The following is a 19,351-nucleotide window of genomic DNA, read 5'->3' on the forward strand; positions in this document are numbered from 1 at the left end:
GCTAACCTGGACGCTTGTTTCATGATGATGAAAAACGTAACCCCGGAAGCTGACCTGATGCAAAACGACAGCGATATTGCTGATAAGGCCTTTGATGATTTTCTGGCAATTATTTCGAGAGGCGGTTCTTTCTCGATGTCTTTGTTATCTTTTCTTCAGAATTTGGCAAACGCCCGGGCTATATCGGTTTTGTCCCGTTCCGGGGGAAAAGAATTCGACATTGTTTTTTCTAATCTTTCCGTTATCGCACCAGATAACAACTTCCCCGATTGGTTCCCGGTCATACATCAATGGAGCAACCATCGAAAGCCCCGGATAATCTCTTCGAAGGAAGAGACTAATTCGGATGGAAAAACAGTTCCTGTGGATTCACTTCCGGTATTTAGTCTTCCGTTATTGGTGGGAAACAGGTTAAATGGGATGATACTGTTCTGGGGGATTCAGAATGAGGCGACTATCGATGATGACAGTTTTCAGCAATTGGCTAAGATGGCTCCGGTATTGACGCTGTTGGTTGAACAGACAGTTGAAAGGTTATCTAATGAAGCCGAAAACCATCAGGTTACTGAAGAAGGAGTTCTGCTGCCGGATAATTTTAGCTTACACTCTTCTCTTCTTGGACATGTTCCCGGTTTGATATACCGTTGCAGGAATGATGTAGACTGGACGATGGAATATGTGAGCCGTGGGTGTGTGAAACTCACCGGATATCAACCGGAAGAATTCATTAATAACCGGGTTATATCGTATGGTGAATTGGTTGTCGAAGAATATCGGGAGTCGCTGTGGAATGATTGGCAGCAGGCTATCGAAGGTAGGAGTGTTTACCAGGGCGAGTATCAGATTCGCGCAGCCGATGGAAGTATTAAGTGGGTATGGGAACAGGGAAGCGGAGTATACAATGGCGATGGCGAGTTGATTGCTCTTGAGGGCATCGTGATGGATATCACGGAACGAAAAGAGGCAGAGAATAAATTGAAAGAGAGCCGGGAGTATAATCGAAATCTTTTTAACCTTACTTCGATTGGACTGGTATTGGCATCGCTGGAAGGCAAACTGGTTGACATGAATCCTGCAATGCTCGAAATTATCGGATATAGTCGTAGAGAAGCGCTAAAGTTGTCCTATTGGGATTTGATACCTCAACCCTATCGGGAAAGAGAAAAAGAGCTGTTGAACAGTTTATCACACCAGGAACATTTTGGGCCACACGAAAGGAAGTATATTCACCGCGACGGCCGTTGCATACCGGTAAAATTAAAAGGGCAGATTCTGGTAGAGAAGGGTGTAAAGTATATATGGACAAGTGTAGAGGACATAACCGAACAAAAACATGCTGAACGAGCACTCAAGGAGAGTGAATCGCTGTTGAAAGAAGCGCAGCGTATTGGCAGGATGGGACACTATGTTTTAGATATAGGTTCCGGAACCTGGACCAGTTCAGAAACGTTGGACAGGTTGTTCGGTATCGAGTCAGCAGATGATAAAACAATAGGGACCTGGCTTGGGCTGATCCTTCCGGAATACCGGAAAAACGTGGAGAACTACTTCCAAAATGAAGTGATTGAACAAGGGAAACCGTTCGACAAGGTTTATCCTGTTCGCAGGAAAAATGATCAGGAAGTAAGGTGGTTACACGGAATCGGTGTGCTGGAACCGGGTGAGGATGGTAAGCCCGAAAAAATGTTTGGCGTTATTCAGGATATAACGGAAGATAAAAGGGCTGAGGAGGCCCTTGTGGAGAGTAAGCAGAAGTATAAATACCTGTTTCAGAACAATCCGCATCCTATGTGGATTTATGACCTCGAAACTTACCGATTCCTGGAAGTCAACAACGCAGCAGTAAAGCATTACGGATATTCCAGGACGGAGTTTTTGTCGATGACGATAAAGGACATCCGCCCGGAAGAAGAAGTTCCACAGCTGATGATTGATTTGGGAAGGCATGAGGATGACTTCGACTGGGCCGGAGAATGGCGGCACAAAAAGAAAAATGGCGAATTTATTAATGTTGCTATTAGTTCCCATCGATTGACTTTTAACGATCGCCGTGCACGGCTCGTTTTGGCAACCGACGTGACCGAACGAAATAAAGCCTTGAAAGCTCTGCACGAAAGTGAAGAGCGCTACCGAACCTTGTTCAGCAACAACCATGCGGTGATGTTTTTGATAGACAAGGAAAATGGCAACATCGTCGATGCCAATCATGCGGCAGTCGAGTTCTATGGATGGACATACGAAGAGCTCACTTCGATGAATATTGCGGATATCAATACACTTTCCCCCAACGAAATAAGAGACCGGTTGCATCAGGTCGATTATTCAACGCATAATCACTACGAGTTTAAGCATCGGAAAGCGGATCATTCCACCTGTGATGTGGAGGTATTTAGCGGCCCTATTATTCTTCGTGGTAAACCCATGGTGCACGCCATTGTGCACGATGTTACGCCCCGCAAAAAGGCTGAGGAGATGTTGATGACCTTAAGTGTTGCGGTCGAGCAGAGTCCGGCTTCCTTTGTGATTACCGGTGCCGATGGTCTGATACAGTATGTCAATCCTCGTTTTTCGGCCTTAACCGGATATTCGTTAGAAGATGTTAAGGGCCGAAGTCCGAGAATTATGAATCCGGGGCACCTTCCGGAAGAAGATTTCCATGCAATGCTCTCTTCTTTAAGACAGGGGAAGGAGTGGAAAGGTGAGTTTTTGAACCGTAAAAAGAACGGCAGCTTTTATTGGGAAAACGTAACAATATCGCCCATTACCAACGATGCCGGTGAAATTACTCAGTACATCGTTATCATGGAAGATGTGACCGATAAGAAGCGGGCTGAGAACGAGCTGAAGAAAAGTGAGGCATCGCTGAGAGAGGCACAGGAAATTGCCCGGATGGGGGACTGGGAGTACGATTTGGTTAACGAGACCTTACATGTGTCGGAAAACTGCAACAGCATATTTGGAATGGATTCGAGAGAAGACGGGGTATCCTACCGTGAATTTCTTGATCGATTATTGCCGGATGATCACTATCTGGTAAAGAAGACTTTTGAGCGATTGAAGATTGAGAAGCAGATGATTGAGGAAGAGGTGCGAATCGTTCTTCCGGGAGGCCAATACCGGTGGTTAAATAATCGTATCGTTCCGTTGTTCGAAAACGGCGTACTTACCCGCCTTAAAGGTGTTGTGACCGATATTACCGAGTACAAGCAAATGGAAAAAGCGTTGGTGAAAGCAAAGGAGCAGGCAGAGGAAGGAGATAAGCTGAAATCGGCTTTCCTGGCTAATATTAGCCACGAAATCAGAACGCCGATGAACGCTATTGTTGGTTTTACCAATTTGCTGGAGGAGCATATCGACTCGGAAGAACGTGGACAGTTTGTTCGTATTATTAATTCAAACGCTGATCATCTGCTGAATATTATAGACGATGTGATGGCTGTTTCCCGCCTGGATACGGAAGCAATTCCGTTGAAAGAAACAGATTTTTGCCCATCCGAGCTGCTGGAAGATTTGCATCTTTCGTTCCGTCGCGAAGTGAGGAGTAAGCCCATAGCTCTGCTTAAAAGACTTCCCAATACGGCCGGACAAGATCGTTTGACTGCTGACCGTGAGAAAATCCGACAGGTCATGTCAAGCTTCCTCTCCAACGCCATCAAATATACCCGGGAAGGAACGATTGAAATAGGCTACGCCATCGAGGAACGCGAGGCACGCTTTTTTGTTCGAGATACGGGAATGGGGATTCGAAAAGAAGATCAGGAAAAGATTTTCGAACGTTTTTACCGGACCGTGAGTGCCCAGAAACAAGCAATTGCGGGAACCGGTTTGGGCCTTAGCATAGCCGAAAGCCTTGTACAATTGATGGGCGGACAAATTGGTGTGGAATCGGTTCCGGAAAAAGGTTCGGTTTTTTACTTCACAATTCCTTTGGCAGGAAACAGTCGGATGTAAAAGTGCCCGGAGGGAGATTCCGGGCTGCTTTTGTACGGGAAAATGGATTACTGTTATTTGATAAATAAATAGGAGGGACTGTGTGTGTTGCTTCGTCTCAATTCAGTCGGTTAGTCAGTTGTTTCATATTCATGTGTGTTGGTGCGATAATATTCTCTGATCAGTAAATTGTTTTCGGGCTCGTTATCTTTGAGCATCCGGATATATTCTTCGAATATCTGCTTCACGATAGTCCGGGTTTGGTCGGGGTAGAAAACCGGAATGGGCTTGCCATTCGTTAACCATTCACCAATCTTCGGCAGGTTCTTTTCTTTTAGAGTTTTGATAACCGGTACACCCATCTGTTTCAGCGCAGCTGCATTGCATTGCTGTTCATACTGACCTTTCATCGGAACCACCATCAATTTCTTGCCCAGGAATAAAGCTTCTGCCGGAGTTTCAAAACCGGCTCCGCAAAGTACGCCTATCGATTCAGCCATGCTTTTCAGAAATGCCTCGTTCGAAACAGGGTGAATCGTGATGTTATCCTTCTGATAAGTCGACCGGGTATGCTTGGAAAAAATTTCCCAGCGGGTATCGCCAAATGCTGAAAGTTTTTTTATCAGCTTCTTATCGTCGAATGCCGGAAGATACACCGTATAGTGTCCATTGTTGTCGGGCTCAGTGTTCCGGACTTGCTTCCGGATAACGGGAGTGAAGATATTTTCGTCGTACGAAGCAAAGTGAAAACTCAGCTGGAAATCGGTCGGAGCATAGTTTTCCAGGAGGAAAGTAGCTACCGGATCTTTCTTCTTCGGACGGGGCACTTTTTTGCTCAGCAACGAAGCCTGGTGACTAAGGGAAATGCACGGCACTTTTTTTCGGCGACAAGCCCATGCCGAAACTGGTTCGAAATCGTTAATGACCAGGTCATAGTTTTCTACCGGAAGGGTATTAATTTCCTTCATCAGGCTGGAAATGTCGGCATCGCGATAAGTGCTCAGGATATCGATTCCTCCGTTTTTACCGAAGACAAAGCCCAGTCCTTTTTTCCGGTATTTAACCGGGTAGTCCAACTCAACTTCAGCCTGCGTTCCGCTGACCAGGATGTCGAGCTGAGCGTATTCTTCGATTACCGGAATAATGTCCCGTGCCCGGCTTAAATGGCCGTTGCCGGTTCCTTGTATGGCGTATAGAACTTTCACGCTTCCGCTTGAAATTCGTTCAACAAAATCTGGAAAAGTTCTTTCGGATCGAAGTCGACCAGTTGTTCCCGCTCATTCGGAGTAAAGCCGTCTTCTTCAACAAAGTCGTCACGGAAACTGAAAATCTTCCACTCGCCATCGTTGTACTCCAGGCTGGTGAGGTTTTCAATCCAATCGCCGGAATTCAGGTAAGTGATATTTCCTTGCGGGAATTCCAGTTCTTTGATTTCGGGGTGGTGAATGTGGCCGCAGACGATGTTTTTGTACCCTTTCCGTGCGCCTAACGATGCAGCCGTGTCTTCGAAGGAATTGATGTATTTAACAGCGCCTTTTACCGAGTTCTTCACCTTTTTTGAGAACGAAACGGGTTCAAATCCCAATTGACGGTTAATCCAGTTGACTTTCGTATTCAGCCAAATCAGGGTATCGTATCCGATTGCTCCGAGTTTGGCCAGCCATTTGGAATACTGCATCACCACATCGAAAACATCTCCGTGGAAAAACCAGCTGCGGTTTCCATCCAGGTCGAGCTCCAGTTGGTTGACAATTTTCAGCTTGCCAATTTTCAGTCCGCTGAAACGACGAAACATCTCGTCGTGGTTCCCGGTAATGTAATACACGGTGGTTCGCTTGGACGCCATTCCCAGCAGGTGCTTAATTACTTTCAAATGTGATTTTGGGAAATAGCGTTTCCTGAACTGCCATATGTCGATGATGTCACCGTTCAGAATTAAGGTTTTGGGACGAATGCTTTTAAGGTATTTCAGCAATTCGACAGCGTGGCTTCCACCGGTTCCAAGGTGAATGTCAGACAGAACCACCAGGTCAACTTTTCTTCGTTTAGTCATACGTTTTAATCAAAATTCGCATATGGCAATTAAGTCATGTTCAGCGATTTGGTTGTTAAGACGATATGACCGTATGGTGAATAAAACGAAAGGTTATTGTTAGCGGAATACTACCTGTCATATCATTGTAGTATGGAGTTAATTTCTGCATAACACTGATGCTTTTTACTTTTCTGCTGGAGTGTAATCAAGATTAGGAATGTCACAGATTCCTTGTTTTTTAATCTTTCGTCAGGTATTTTACGTTTAATAAATGGGCGACGTTGTTTTTGCTACTTACTGAATAAAATAACTATTAACGTGAAGATATTACTGACGGGTGCTACAGGGTATATTGGGAAAAGGCTTCTCCCGGTTTTGTTGGAACAGGGACATGAAGTGGTTTGCTGTGTACGCGACAAGCAAAGGTTCGCAGCGAATAACCTGCCTTCGGAGCAACTTGCTGTTTTGGAAATTGATTTTCTGAGTATTCAATCAGTAGAGCAATTCCCTACCGGGATTGATGTGGCTTATTACTTAATACATTCCATGTCCTCGTCCATCGATTCATTTGATGTGCTGGAAGCTCAAACGGCAATGAATTTTCGGAAATTCGCAGAAGAAGCCGGTGTTCGACAGGTCATTTATCTTGGCGGTATCAGTAACGATAAAAAGCTTTCGAAACATTTGCAATCGAGGCAAAAAGTCGGAGATATCCTGGCGGGAGGCGACTATCATACAACCATTTTACAAGCAGGAATTATTGTGGGGTCGGGAAGTGCCTCGTTTGAGATTATGCGCGATTTGGTTGAGAAACTTCCTTTCATGTTAACGCCGCGGTGGGTACTGACCAAATCTCAGCCTATTGCTATTCGCGACGTTATTTATTACCTGACGCATGTTTTACTGGACGAACGCTTTTTCGATCAACGTTTCGACATCGGAGGTCCGGAAATTCTTACCTACCGGGAAATGATGATTCAGTTTGCCAGGGCACGAGGACTGAAACGATACATTGTTACCGTTCCGGTTATGACGCCCCGTTTGTCATCCTATTGGCTCTATTTTGTCACGGCTACATCATACAAATTGGCCGTTAATCTGGTCGACAGCATGAAAGTGGAAGTTGTGTGTAAGGATAATCGATTGTCAGAAATGCTCGGGCATCAACCTATCGCCTTTCGAGAAGCCGTGAACCTGGCTTACGACCGGATTGAGCAGAACATGGTGATTTCGAGTTGGAAGGATGCTTTTGCCAGCGGCCGTCTGAAGGGGAACCTGTCAGGGCACATTGAGGTACCTCGTTTTGGTTGTTTTAAAGATGTAAAAAGAAAAAAAGTAGATGTATCAGAAAAAGCAGCGCTTGAAAACATTTGGTCAATAGGCGGCGAGCGGGGCTGGTATTATGGCAACTGGCTTTGGAGATTACGCGGACTGCTCGATAAGCTGGTTGGAGGTGTCGGTTTACGACGTGGGCGGAGACTTCCTAATGAGATAAAAAACGGCGATGCGCTGGATTTTTGGCGGGTTTTGTATGCCGATAAAGAGGAGGGAAGATTATTGCTCTTTGCTGAAATGAAACTGCCCGGCGAGGCTTGGCTGGAATTTAAGATGGTTCGCGGAAACGAACATACCTGGCTTTATCAGGTGGCCACTTTTCGTCCGAGAGGATTGTTTGGACGTTTATACTGGTATTTGAGTAAACCTTTTCACTTTTTTATTTTCCGGGGAATGATTCGTCGAATTGTTCGTTTTCGCCCTGAATCAGCTGAATAGAGTTGAGCTCATTCTGAGTCGTTCCAAAATTTTGGACATAAAAAAAAGGATAGACGGGCATCTATCCTTTCCAACCTAACTAAATCAATAAAACTAACTAAATCCAAACCTATGAATAAAAAATCTATTACAAAGATATGCTGAAAAACATGTTTTTGTGTTAAGCCACTTTTAAAAATATTTTAAAAAGATTTGAAGTAATCTTACAATTCAGGAATCATCACTTTGCCAACTCGTGTTTTTGCGACACAATGTGGCTTGATGTTGTTAATGAAAAAAAGGATAGATGAGATCTATCCTTTTCCAACCTAACTAAACTAACTAATCCATAAAACTAACTAATTCCAAACCTATGCTTGAAAAATCGCTGCGAATATATGCTGAAAAACATATTTCTGTGTTAAGCATCTCTTAAAAATTAGAGACAAAGCTGAAATATTTTCTCCAGGAAGGAAGGTTGCTTTGCTGGCAACGCATGGCTTCTTGGAAAAGGTGAAGAGCATTTTTTGATCTGAATTGTAATGTCGGGATCGCCGGAAAGTTTAGGCAAAAGAAAAAGGATAGACGGGCATCTATCCTTTCCAACCTAACTAAACCAATAAAACTAACTAAATCCAAACCTATGAATAAAAAATCTACTACAAAGATATGCTGAAAAGCATGTTTTTGTGTTAAGTCACTTTTAAAAGAAGATTAAATCGATAATAAGTCATACCAATTATCTCTTCCATCCAATTCAATATTTCAAGTTGTTTTTAAATCTTCCATTTTTCACAGGTGGGTGTCGGCAGAAAAATTTGGGCAAAAGAAAAAGGATAGACGGGCATCTATCCTTTCCAACCTAACTAAACCAATAAAACTAACTAAATCCAAACCTATGAATAAAAATCTATTACAAATATATGCTGAAAAACATGTTTCTGTGTTAAGCTACTTTTAAAAGAATATGAAAAAGATGATCGTTTTGGTACGCCACTTTTTTGGCTTTCTCCCTCATCCTTTTCCGACATAGGAAAAAGAGAAGGGGAGTTTTGTAATTAGTTAGTTTGTAATGTTTTTGGACATAAAAAAAGGATAGACGGGCATCTATCCTTTTCCAACCTAACTAAAACTAACTAAACCAATAAAAACTAACTAAATCCAAACCTATGAATAAAAATCACATGACAAATGTATGTTCTAAAACACCAAATTTCATTAAGGCAATGTTAAAAATAATTCGCAAACGATTGCGAGGTTGAGGTTTTGCGAAAAAAGTGATGCGCATAAAAAAGGAACGAAATATTTCGTTCCTTCTTCTTTAGGTATGAATCGACTTTATTATTCTGATTGACTGTTGTCGGAAGATGAACTGCTGTTTTCATCTCTGGCAATCGAATCGCGCATAGCGGTGTCGGCATTGATGTTCTTATATTTCATGTAGTCCATAATGCCGAGGTTTCCGTTTTTGAAGGCTTCTGAAATAGCCAGCGGTACCTGAACCTCTGCCTCGATAACCTTGGCGCGGGCCTCCTGAGCTTTGGCGCGCATCTCCTGTTCGAGTGCAACGGCCATGGCCCGGCGTTCCTCAGCTTTCGCCTGTGCAATATTTTTATCAGCTTCAGCCTGGTCCATCTGCAGAACAGCGCCGATGTTTTTACCGATGTCAATATCAGCAATATCGATTGACAGAATCTCAAAAGCAGTACCGGCGTCAAGTCCTTTTTCCAACACGACACGTGAAATGGAATCCGGATTTTCCAGCACCTCTTTGTGTGAGAAGGATGAACCGATGGACGATACAATACCTTCGCCAACACGTGCGAGAACGGTTTCTTCGCCAGCTCCACCTACCAACTGTTTGATGGCAGCACGTACGGTTACACGGGCTTTACAGATAAGCTGAATACCGTCTTTTGATACAGCTGTTACCGGCGGAGTATCGATGACTTTCGGGTTAACCGACATTTGAACAGCTTCGAATACGTCACGACCTGCCAGGTCGATAGCGGTGGCCATATTAAACGGTAGATCGATGTTGGCTTTTTCAGCAGAAACCAGTGCATGTACAACGCTGGCAACATGTCCGCCGGCGAGGTAGTGAGCTTCGAGTAAATCACGTTTGATTCCTCCCAAACCTGCTTTATGCGCTTCAATCATCGCCCGGGTAATCACACCCGGAGGAACTTTACGGAAGCGCATCAGGAATAGTTGCATCAAAGAAATTCTTACCCCTGATACGATGGCTGAAAACCAAAGTCCAATCGGTATAAAATAAAGGAAGATAATCAGCAGGACGACTATCCCGACAATTATTCCCACAGTACCTGGAATCATAACTCTTCTTTTTTTATAGGTTTAACGATTATTTGATTCTTTAAAACTTTTACAATTTCAACTTCGGTGCCGGCATCCAACATGGGACCGATTGATTTCCCCTCCATTACCTGTCCGTCAAATTCCACTTTCCCGATAGGACCGAGCCGTGTAACGGTAACTCCTTTGTCGCCTGCATGGAAACGGGTATCTTCAATCAAATTGGTTTTGCCGATAATGGTCGACTTCAAAGACATTTTGTCCCCGAGTCTTCCTTTCAGAATCCTGAACATCAATATCGGAACGACGATGATGATGAAAAGCAGTGTCCCTATTCCGGCGGCTACGCCATAGGTGTCAAACGCCAGGTAGATACTGTAACCGAATAGCACCATACCTCCAATTCCTGCGATAGTGATTCCGGGAATAACAGCAAATTCGAGAAGTAATAAAACGATTCCCAGAAAGATGAGGAGCAGTATGATCAGAATAGTCATTAGAGTATGAAAGTAGGTGAATAATTAATTGATTGCTTATTTTATTGTTGCCTTTAGGCTTCTTCCGGACAGGGCCTGACGCATAGGCCTGAGATATTCCATGGAGCCTTGCTTTATGTCGCACTTGCCTTTAAAATGAACGAGATAAGTGCATTGCGTAGCTTGTTGCGTGCTGTGGTTACAAATATCCATCAACGCATCAATCACGTAATCGAACGAATGGAAATCATCGTTATGAAGAAACAACGAATATCTTTTTTCCTTCTCGACCTCTTCTGTTGCACTATGTTGTTTTTTCTTCTGTGTTCCCATGTGAAATTGTTGTTTTACATGCTGAACCTTGCGTAGGTTACTTTCCATTAAAATTAGTAACAATTTCCAAATTTCACGGAAAGAAAGGACATTGGTTAATAAAAACATTTATTTACCCTTCTGAATTTTCAGCGCATCACTCACCTTAATCCTTTCCCCGTTCTTATACGCAACAACAAATGCATCACTGGCACCTTCCTGCCGAAGTTGTTTTTTCAGGTTGACGGCATCATGGTAATCGTTTAGTTTTCCTACGGTATATACAACGATTCCTTTATCATCGGTGTAGTGGTCAATTTTCCTGAATTTTGAAAGCTTGTCGTACAGTCGCTGAATATAAGCCGGTAATCCTTTGCTGAAGGAACCGATTTGAACCCGGTATTCAATTTGATCAGCGGGCGGTGTAACAGCTGGCTTTTTGACAACCGGTTTAGGCTTTGCTGCTGGAGCCGGCTGTTCGGCGGCTAATGCTTCCTGCCGCTCTTTTACGTGTTGTTCCTGCTTCTTCTGAAGTACGTCTGCAAATTGCTGAATTTCATTATCGGGTTGGCCATCCCAGTATTGTTGCTCGGCTTGCCGGGCCTGACGGAAGTAATCTTCTCTTTCCCTCATTAATTTGTAGGAAAGCTGCTCGGCCTCGAGAATTTTTTGTGCCAGCGCGGCATTATCTTTCGGGTCCTGACCTTCGTATTCTTTACGCAAATGGTGGGTTGCTGCTGCCAACGAGTCTTGCCGGATACTGGCAATCCAACCTTTGGCGAAAATCGATTTTCCTTTCTGGGTGCGGAAATCCTTCAGCTCATGGTATTTGATACGGCTGTTCACCTGGAAATTGAACCAGGCGTTATCCAATCCTGCAGGTGGCGAGAATGTTTTTTTCTGTAGCGCAAACGGAGGAGGTGTCATCTCTTTCGAGGAATCTTCTCCTGAGTTGATCTTCTCGGTAGCAAACAAATGCGGGTATTTTTCTTTTTGCTCTGCTGTTACTTCCGATACCGGTACGTTGTTGGAGCTGTCAATATTTTCGGGCTTTACCGATTGTGCATTGTCCGAAAAGAGTTCAGGATGGTGTTTTTTCTGCTCTGCTGTGAGTGCGATGAATGATTCGTAAGACGGCTTTTCCTGATTTGCCACCGGCTTTACCGTATCTTTTTGCGGTTTTTTCTCGGCTGTGGCAGCTTTGAACGGATTGATTTTTCGACTACACAGATCCATGTATTCTCTTAATCCCAGCCGCTTCAAATCTTTATTTCGGCCATAATCGGCAAAACGCTGATAGTATTTTGTGGCCAAATCCCAGTCGGACTCGGCATGGAAACATTTTCCCAAATAGAAATAAACATCAGACGGCACCCGCCCGAGAGAAGCCGTTAACAGTGCTTTCCATGCATCGGGGCCATAATGCTCAGTTTCTACCATGGAAACCCCATAGCAGTAATTGAGTTCTTCATCTTCAGGATACATCTTCACCAACTCTTTGTAGAGCGGAAGTGCTTCCTGATAATTCTGATCGTGGAAATAATCAGCGGCCTTAGCCTCTAAATCTCTTTCCCGTTGCGCTGATACATTCAACGGCAACATGGAGAGTAAAGTGAGTACAAAGAAAACGTTTAAAATCCGGTGCTTTGGTTTCATGTTTTTTTCTCTTTGGGAGTGAAAAGCTCTTTTCGATTGATGTCCGTGAGTTAAAAATACAAATTTTGGGTTATTTTCCGCTAACTCGGTCATCAATTTGAACACCACTTTTAATAATCTGTTTTATGTGGTGATCCTATTTTAAAGTATATTTGTATTAATCAGCCCAAATTTATGACGATGAAAGAACTAAACGAAGGAGATAAAGCTCCTGATTTTAAAGGTAAAAACCAAGAAGGTGAAACTATTTCGCTCAATGATTTCAAAGGGAAGAAGTTAATTCTGTATTTTTACCCGAAAGATAATACGCCGGGATGCACTGCTGAAGCCTGTGACCTGAATGATAACTACGATTACTGGATTTCAAAAGGATATGAAGTGGTAGGAGTCAGTCCCGACTCCGAACAATCGCACCGGAAATTTATCGATAAGTTTGGATTGAAATTCAATTTAATTTCCGATCCGGACAAAGAACTTCTGCAGGCCTATGGTGCCTGGGGCGAGAAGAAAATGTACGGCAAGACTTACATGGGAGTTTTGCGTACCACATTTGTTATTAATGAAGAAGGGATTATTGAGAAAATCTTCCGGAAAGTGAAAACCAAGGAACACACAAAACAAATAGCCGGAGAACTCAACCTCTGAAACTAAATTACGCTTAATTATATGGCTAAAGAAGAACAGCAGAATGTAAACAAAGAAAAGCTGAAAGCACTTCAGCTGACAATGGACAAAATTGAGAAGAGTTACGGGAAGGGCTCTATTATGCGCATGGGAGACCGCGCTCATGAAGATGTCCCGGCCATTCCTTCGGGCTCTGTCTCGCTTGATGTGGCATTAGGTGTTGGCGGTTATCCCAAAGGTCGCGTTATTGAAATTTACGGACCGGAATCATCCGGTAAAACCACGCTGGCAATTCATGCCATTGCTGAAACGCAAAAGCAAGGCGGCATCGCAGCTATCATCGATGCGGAACACGCGTTTGACCCGTTTTATGCCCGTAAGCTAGGTGTCGATATCGATGAGTTGTTGATTTCGCAACCCGACAACGGTGAGCAGGCACTGGAAATTGCTGATAACCTGATTCGTTCGGGAGCCGTTGATTTGGTAGTGATTGACTCGGTAGCTGCGTTAACTCCGAAAGCGGAAATTGAAGGTGAAATGGGTGATGCACGTGTTGGTTTGCAGGCTCGTCTGATGTCGCAGGCTTTGCGTAAACTGACGGGTAACATCAGCCGTACCAAAACCTGCTGTATCTTCATTAACCAGTTGCGTGAGAAAATTGGCGTGATGTTCGGTAACCCGGAAACAACCACCGGTGGTAATGCGCTGAAGTTCTATGCTTCCGTTCGTCTGGATATCCGTCGTATCGGACAGATTAAAGATGGGGAAGAGGTGCAGGGAAACCATACACGTGTGAAAGTGGTGAAAAACAAAGTGGCACCGCCTTTCCGCAAAGCGGAATTCGACATCATGTACGGTGAAGGTATTTCAAAGACAGGTGAAATTATCGACCTGGGAGTCGATATGAACATCATTAAGAAGAGCGGTTCGTGGTTCAGTTACGGCGAAACAAAACTCGGACAAGGTCGCGAAAGCGTGAAAAACCTGCTGAAGGACAATCCGGAGTTGGCCGAAGAATTAGAAACAAAAATTCTGGAAGCCATTACTTCGTCGGTCGAGCAATAAATTTTTCTTAAGAAATACATGTGATTCTGGACCGGGGAAATCCCGGTCCAGATTTTTTTTAACCTTTGTGCAAGTGAATAGCTGATAATTCATAATATTTTGCCCATGAAGATTTTGAAATTCGGAGGAACATCAGTCGGTTCGTATGAAAATGTAAGAAGGATCGGCGAGATTGTAAAAGGACAAAATACCCCTGTCATCGTGGTGGTATCGGCACTTGGCGGCATTACAGATACGTTGCTGCTGACAGCCCGAACAACAGCCGAAGGTGGAGAATTTACAACAGGTTTATCAGCGATTCGAACGCGGCACGAAGAGATGGCCGGACAACTTTTTGCAGGCGAGCAATTAAATAGGGTGCTGGCGAAACTGCATCCTTATTTTGAAGAGCTGGAAAAAATCTTCCAGGGAGTTTCACTGATTTATGAATTAACTCCGAAAACCCTCGATAAAATTGTCGGTTTTGGCGAGCGAATGTCGTCATTGCTGATTAGTGAATTTCTGGATGGAGAGTTGATCGATAGTGCTGCTGTTATTAAAACGAATGAAAACTTTGGCCGGGCTTACGTCGATTTGGACAAAACCTACCGATTAATTGCTGAAAAATGCAGTAGCCTCAAAGGTGTGGCGGTAGCACCCGGTTTTATCTCGTCCTCGTCAAATGGCGTAATGACAACCCTCGGTCGTGGTGGTTCCGACTACACGGCAGCTTTGTTTGCCGCGGCGCTTGACGCGGAAAAGCTAGAAATCTGGACCGACGTGGATGGCTTTATGACTGCCGATCCGCGCGTCATCAGTAAAGCATATCCGATTCCTTCGCTAACCTATTCGGAGGCAATGGAATTGTCGCACTTTGGAGCGAAGGTGATTTACCCGCCAACCATTTTGCCGGTGTATAAAAAAGGTATTCCGGTTCAGATAAAAAATACGATGGCGCCCGAAGCAGAAGGAACACTGATTGGATTGGAAGAAACAGATTGGAAGGATCGTCCTATTAAGGGAATTTCTTCCATGTCAGGCATTACCCTCATAACCGTTCAGGGACTGGGTATGATTGGCGTAACCGGAATATCTTCCCGCATTTTTGGTGTGCTGGCGCAGAAAGAGATCAACGTGATTCTTATTTCACAGGCTTCTTCTGAGAACTCCATCAGTTTTGCAGTAGATTCTGGCTGTGCTGAAGTGGCGAAGGAAGGCATCGAAAATGAATTTGCTGCAGAGATTGCTTCCGGACGTATCAATAAAATCACGGTAGAAGAAAATCTCTCCATCGTGGCGATTGTCGGTGAGCACATGAAGCATTCGGCTGGAATTGCTGGAAAGTTGTTTCATACTATCGGGAAAAACGGAATCAATGTGGTCGCGATTGCCCAGGGAGCTTCCGAACAGAATATTTCCTGGGTCGTGAAGCACTCCGATTTGCGGAAAACGCTGAACGTGGTGCACGAGTCGTTCTTCCTGTCACCCTACATCGAGCTGAATATTTTCCTTGTCGGAATCGGAACGGTTGGGCGAGACTTGCTGAAGCAGATTGAGCGACAGCAACCCCGTTTGATGCGGGAGCATCGATTGAAAATTAAACTGGCCGGCGTAGCGAATTCACGCAAAATGTATTTCGACCGCGACGGTATCCAGGTAAGCGAAGTAGACAACCTGTTAAAATCTTCGGAAGAGAAGTCGAATATGTCGGCTTTTTGCCAGAAGATGATTGATTTGAATATGTTCAACTCGGTGTTTGTTGACTGTACGGCGAATGCGGAAATTGCTGAACACTACTTCCATATCATCGATAACTTCATTTCCGTGGTGGCCGCTAACAAAGTCGCAGCATCATCGTCGTTTGCACGTTATAAAAAACTGAAAGATACCGCCAGCAAAAAAGGCGTGAAGTTCCTGTTCGAAACCAACGTGGGCGCTGGCCTACCATTGATTTCAACGATTAACGATCTGCAGCGTTCGGGTGACCGGATTCAACGCATCGAAGCGGTGCTCTCGGGAACACTGAACTTCATTTTCAATACGCTGAGCGAAGAAATTCCGTTGAGCCAGGCTATCCGGATGGCGAAGGAACAAGGTTTTGCCGAACCCGATCCGCGTATCGATTTGAGTGGTATCGATGTGGTGCGAAAACTGGTTATTCTGGCCCGCGAATCCGGTTACGAAATAGAGAAAGAGGATGTGAAGATGGAGTCGTTTATTCCGCAGAAATACTTCGACGGTACATTGGATGAATTCTGGAATACCATCAATGAGATGGATGAAGAATTTGAGCAACGCCGGAAAGAATTGGTCGCTAATAACCAACGTTGGCGCTTTGTTGGTAAATTCGAGAATGGTCAGGCTGAAGTTGCTTTGCGCGTGGTCAATTCAGACCATCCGTTTTTCGATCTGGAAGGAAGTAACAACATTGTGTTGTTGACCAGCGAACGGTACAACGAATTCCCGATGCAAATCAAAGGATACGGGGCTGGTGCTGCGGTTACGGCGGCCGGTGTATTTGCTGATTTGATCAAGGTGTCGAATATATAATGAATGTGGAACTGAAAATAGATTAGAAAGAGAATGAAATATATCGTAATCCTTGGAGACGGGATGGCTGATTTGCCGGATCCTTCCAAAAATAATCTCACTCCGCTGATGGCCGCAAAGACTCCGCATTTGGATAAGCTGGCGGAAATGGGGAAAAGCGGATTATTCAAAACCATCCCCGAGTCGTTGCATCCGGGAAGCGAGGTGGCAAACATGGCAGTGCTCGGCTATGATGTGGAAGCCGTTTTTGAAGGTCGTGGCGTATTGGAAGCTGCCAGCATGGGAGTCGAACTTCAGCCGGATGATTTGGCCATGCGCTGCAACCTGGTGTGCGTGGAAGGTGATATTCTGAAAAATCACTCAGCCGGACACATTGGAACCGAAGAAGGGGCTGAGTTGATTGATTACCTGAACGAAAAACTGGGAACCAATAGGGTTCGTTTTTATCCGGGCGTTTCTTACCGTCATTTGCTCGTCATTAAAGGCGGAAACAAAATGGTGAAATGTGTGCCTCCGCACGATGTGCCGGAAAAGCCTTTTGCTGGCTTACTGCCCGAAGCGTTATCGCCGGAAGGAAAAGAAACCGCAGAGCTGATTCGTCAGTTAATTCTGGATTCTCAAAAAATATTAGCCGACCATCCGGTGAACCGGAAAAGGAGGGAAGCCGGGAAAGATCCGGCAACATCGGTATGGCCCTGGTCGCCCGGTTACAAACCGAAAATGCAAACCCTGCAGGAATTGTACGGTCTTGGGCCAGGAGCTGTGATTTCGGCTGTTGATCTCATTCAGGGAATTGGCGTATATGCCGGAATGGATGTCATCAAAGTGGAAGGTGCTACCGGTTTGTATGATACAAATTACGAAGGCAAGGCACAGGCTACCATCGATGCTTTGCGTGATCACGATTTTGTCTATCTTCATATCGAAGCGAGTGATGAGGCTGGACACGAAGGTGACTATGATTTGAAAGTGAAAACCATCGAATACCTCGATAATCGCGTGGTTCGTTTCCTGTTGGAAGAGGCAGAGAAGATGGACGAGCCGGTGGCGATGGCATTGCTGCCCGATCATCCGACTCCATGGAAAATCAGGACACACACCCGCGACGCCATTCCATTCGTGATTTACCGCCCGGGGGAAACACCCGATGAGGTGACCGAGTATTCGGAGCAAGCTGCGGCCAAAGGCAGTTATGGCACGGTGAAAGGCAACCAGTTTATGAAGAAATTTCTTGGAATCGAATAGCTCATGGAATATTACAGTACAGAGAAAAAGGCACCGAAAGTAGATTTGCGTACGGCCGTAACCGAAGGTCTCGCACCCGATCGGGGATTGTACATGCCCGAGCACATTGTTCCGTTGCCGGAATGGTTTTTCAAAGAAATGGAATCGTTCACTTTCCGTGAAATTGCTTTCGAAGTGGCGAAACGTTTCTTTGGTGAAGATATTCCGGAAGCCGATTTGCAGGAGATTGTTTTCGATACGCTCTCGTTCGATGCACCGCTGGTGCATGTGCGCGATTCCATTTATTCGCTCGAACTTTTCCATGGTCCAACGTTGGCTTTTAAAGATGTTGGGGCGCGGTTTATGGCACGTTTGCTGGGCTATTTCCTGGCAAAGCAAAACGGACGAGTGAACGTGCTGGTTGCGACTTCCGGTGATACCGGCAGCGCTGTAGCCAATGGATTTTTCAACGTACCCGGAATTCATGTTTACGTGCTGTACCCGAAAGGGAAAGTGAGCGAAATTCAGGAGAAGCAGTTTACTACGCTGGGACATAACATTACCGCGCTGGAGATTGATGGTACATTCGATGATTGCCAGCGATTGGTGAAATCGGCTTTCATGGATGATGAGCTGAAGAAGCAACTGACGCTTACTTCGGCTAACTCCATCAACGTAGCCCGCTTTCTGCCGCAGGCGTTCTATTATTTTAATGCGTGGGCCCGTCTTCCCGAAAAGGATAAGAAAGTAGTCTTCTCGGTGCCCAGCGGTAACTTTGGTAACCTAACGGCCGGACTATTTGCCAAACGCATGGGACTTCCGGTCCACCGTTTTATTGCAGCCAACAACCGCAACGATGTGGTGTTCGAATACCTGAAAACCGGGGAATTCAAACCACGTCCGTCAGTGGCTACGATTGCTAACGCCATGGATGTGGGCGATCCAAGTAACTTTGCCCGCATTCTCGATTTATATAACCACGATGTGGATGCTATTCGGGCCGATATCTCAGGAACCCGGTATACCGACGAAGAAATTCGCAAAACGTTAGGGCGCATTTATCAGGAGACCGGTTATTTGCTCGACCCGCACGGAACCACCGGTTATCAGGCGCTGGAAGATAATTTGCAACCCGATGAGGCCGGCATCTTCCTGGAAACAGCTCACCCGGCTAAATTTACAGAAACAGTGGAAGGTGTCATCGGACAAGGAAATGTCCCGATGCCCGAACGCCTGGAGAACTTTCTGCGCAACGAACGTGTGATTGATTCGTTAGGCGCTTCGTTCGAAACATTCAAAGCCTTTTTGCTGGAACACGCGGAATAGAAATTTCCTATATCCGAAATATCAAAAGGTCGTTGTTTTGAGGCAATGACCTTTTTTGTTAAAAAACATCGGATAGTAAGCTTTGCAACGCAACCTTTGACACGAT

13 protein-coding genes are annotated in these 19,351 nt (G+C 44.9%); 7 read left to right on the forward strand and 6 right to left on the reverse strand.

Features of this window, described 5'->3' with window-relative positions; genetic code table 11:
* Positions 1 to 21: 21 nt before the first annotated feature.
* Positions 22 to 3,951 carry a PAS domain S-box protein gene (locus AC060N_RS04710; RefSeq protein WP_479526087.1) on the forward strand — a complete coding sequence of 1,310 codons (3,930 nt, stop codon included), beginning with the start codon at positions 22 to 24 and terminating at the stop codon, positions 3,949 to 3,951.
* 110 nt (positions 3,952 to 4,061) lie between these two features.
* Here the strand turns inward: AC060N_RS04710 and AC060N_RS04715 are convergent, their stop codons facing one another.
* Positions 4,062 to 5,135 carry a glycosyltransferase family protein gene (locus AC060N_RS04715; protein WP_479526088.1) on the reverse strand — a complete coding sequence of 358 codons (1,074 nt, stop codon included), beginning with the start codon at positions 5,133 to 5,135 and terminating at the stop codon, positions 4,062 to 4,064.
* On the reverse strand, positions 5,132 to 5,983 hold the full coding sequence (locus AC060N_RS04720) for a UDP-2,3-diacylglucosamine diphosphatase (RefSeq protein WP_479526089.1): 852 nt from the start codon (positions 5,981 to 5,983) through the stop codon (positions 5,132 to 5,134). The genes AC060N_RS04715 and AC060N_RS04720 overlap by 4 nt, the downstream gene beginning before the upstream one ends.
* 300 nt (positions 5,984 to 6,283) lie before the next feature.
* Here AC060N_RS04720 and AC060N_RS04725 point away from each other — a divergent pair, with 300 nt between their 5' ends.
* Entirely contained in the window at positions 6,284 to 7,738 is a 1,455-nt protein-coding gene (locus tag AC060N_RS04725) for an SDR family oxidoreductase (RefSeq protein WP_479526090.1), read from the forward strand.
* 1,320 nt (positions 7,739 to 9,058) lie between these two features.
* Here AC060N_RS04725 and floA read toward each other — a convergent pair.
* The 4 genes from floA to AC060N_RS04745 form a co-directional block, all read right to left on the reverse strand.
* Positions 9,059 to 10,054 (reverse strand): flotillin-like protein FloA, encoded by a 996-nt coding sequence (floA, locus tag AC060N_RS04730; RefSeq protein WP_106542297.1) that lies wholly within the window; start codon positions 10,052 to 10,054, stop codon positions 9,059 to 9,061.
* The gene (locus tag AC060N_RS04735; RefSeq protein ID WP_479526091.1) at positions 10,051 to 10,530 is read right to left on the reverse strand and encodes an NfeD family protein; all 480 of its coding nucleotides are present in this window, start codon (positions 10,528 to 10,530) and stop codon (positions 10,051 to 10,053) included. The genes floA and AC060N_RS04735 overlap by 4 nt, the downstream gene beginning before the upstream one ends.
* Positions 10,531 to 10,566: 36 nt before the next feature.
* Positions 10,567 to 10,842, reverse strand: a complete 276-nt coding sequence (locus AC060N_RS04740; RefSeq protein WP_479526092.1) for an ATP-dependent Clp protease adaptor ClpS — start codon at positions 10,840 to 10,842, stop codon at positions 10,567 to 10,569.
* Positions 10,843 to 10,950: 108 nt separating this feature from the next.
* Positions 10,951 to 12,477: an SPOR domain-containing protein gene (locus tag AC060N_RS04745; RefSeq protein WP_479526093.1), complete on the reverse strand. Its 1,527-nt coding sequence runs from the start codon at positions 12,475 to 12,477 to the stop codon at positions 10,951 to 10,953.
* 180 nt (positions 12,478 to 12,657) lie between these two features.
* Here AC060N_RS04745 and bcp point away from each other — a divergent pair, with 180 nt between their 5' ends.
* The 5 genes from bcp to thrC all read left to right on the forward strand — a co-directional run bounded on the left by bcp (position 12,658) and on the right by thrC (position 19,245).
* Positions 12,658 to 13,122, forward strand: coding sequence for a thioredoxin-dependent thiol peroxidase (gene bcp, locus AC060N_RS04750; RefSeq protein WP_106542294.1), 465 nt, complete (start codon positions 12,658 to 12,660; stop codon positions 13,120 to 13,122).
* Between the two features lie 21 nt (positions 13,123 to 13,143).
* The gene (recA, locus tag AC060N_RS04755; RefSeq protein WP_479526094.1) at positions 13,144 to 14,166 is read left to right on the forward strand and encodes a recombinase RecA; all 1,023 of its coding nucleotides are present in this window, start codon (positions 13,144 to 13,146) and stop codon (positions 14,164 to 14,166) included.
* A gap of 105 nt (positions 14,167 to 14,271) precedes the next feature.
* Complete coding sequence (thrA, locus tag AC060N_RS04760; RefSeq protein ID WP_479526095.1) at positions 14,272 to 16,695, forward strand: bifunctional aspartate kinase/homoserine dehydrogenase I; 2,424 nt, start codon at positions 14,272 to 14,274, stop codon at positions 16,693 to 16,695.
* Between the two features lie 33 nt (positions 16,696 to 16,728).
* Positions 16,729 to 17,940, forward strand: a complete 1,212-nt coding sequence (locus tag AC060N_RS04765; RefSeq protein WP_479526096.1) for a cofactor-independent phosphoglycerate mutase — start codon at positions 16,729 to 16,731, stop codon at positions 17,938 to 17,940.
* 3 nt (positions 17,941 to 17,943) lie between these two features.
* Positions 17,944 to 19,245 (forward strand): threonine synthase, encoded by a 1,302-nt coding sequence (thrC, locus tag AC060N_RS04770; protein WP_479526097.1) that lies wholly within the window; start codon positions 17,944 to 17,946, stop codon positions 19,243 to 19,245.
* Positions 19,246 to 19,351 lie beyond the last annotated feature (106 nt).

It is taken from the genome of Prolixibacter sp. DSM 2831 (assembly GCF_056493735.1).

Coding starts and splice junctions, on each gene's coding strand:
- AC060N_RS04710 (WP_479526087.1), top strand. CDS start 22: ATGATGATGAAAAACGTAACCCCGGAAGCTGACCTGATGCAAAACGAC.
- AC060N_RS04735 (WP_479526091.1), bottom strand. CDS start 10,530: ATGACTATTCTGATCATACTGCTCCTCATCTTTCTGGGAATCGTTTTA.
- thrA (WP_479526095.1), top strand. CDS start 14,272: ATGAAGATTTTGAAATTCGGAGGAACATCAGTCGGTTCGTATGAAAAT.
- AC060N_RS04765 (WP_479526096.1), top strand. CDS start 16,729: ATGAAATATATCGTAATCCTTGGAGACGGGATGGCTGATTTGCCGGAT.
- AC060N_RS04740 (WP_479526092.1), bottom strand. CDS start 10,842: ATGGGAACACAGAAGAAAAAACAACATAGTGCAACAGAAGAGGTCGAG.
- AC060N_RS04745 (WP_479526093.1), bottom strand. CDS start 12,477: ATGAAACCAAAGCACCGGATTTTAAACGTTTTCTTTGTACTCACTTTA.
- recA (WP_479526094.1), top strand. CDS start 13,144: ATGGCTAAAGAAGAACAGCAGAATGTAAACAAAGAAAAGCTGAAAGCA.
- floA (WP_106542297.1), bottom strand. CDS start 10,054: ATGATTCCAGGTACTGTGGGAATAATTGTCGGGATAGTCGTCCTGCTG.
- AC060N_RS04720 (WP_479526089.1), bottom strand. CDS start 5,983: ATGACTAAACGAAGAAAAGTTGACCTGGTGGTTCTGTCTGACATTCAC.
- thrC (WP_479526097.1), top strand. CDS start 17,944: ATGGAATATTACAGTACAGAGAAAAAGGCACCGAAAGTAGATTTGCGT.
- bcp (WP_106542294.1), top strand. CDS start 12,658: ATGAAAGAACTAAACGAAGGAGATAAAGCTCCTGATTTTAAAGGTAAA.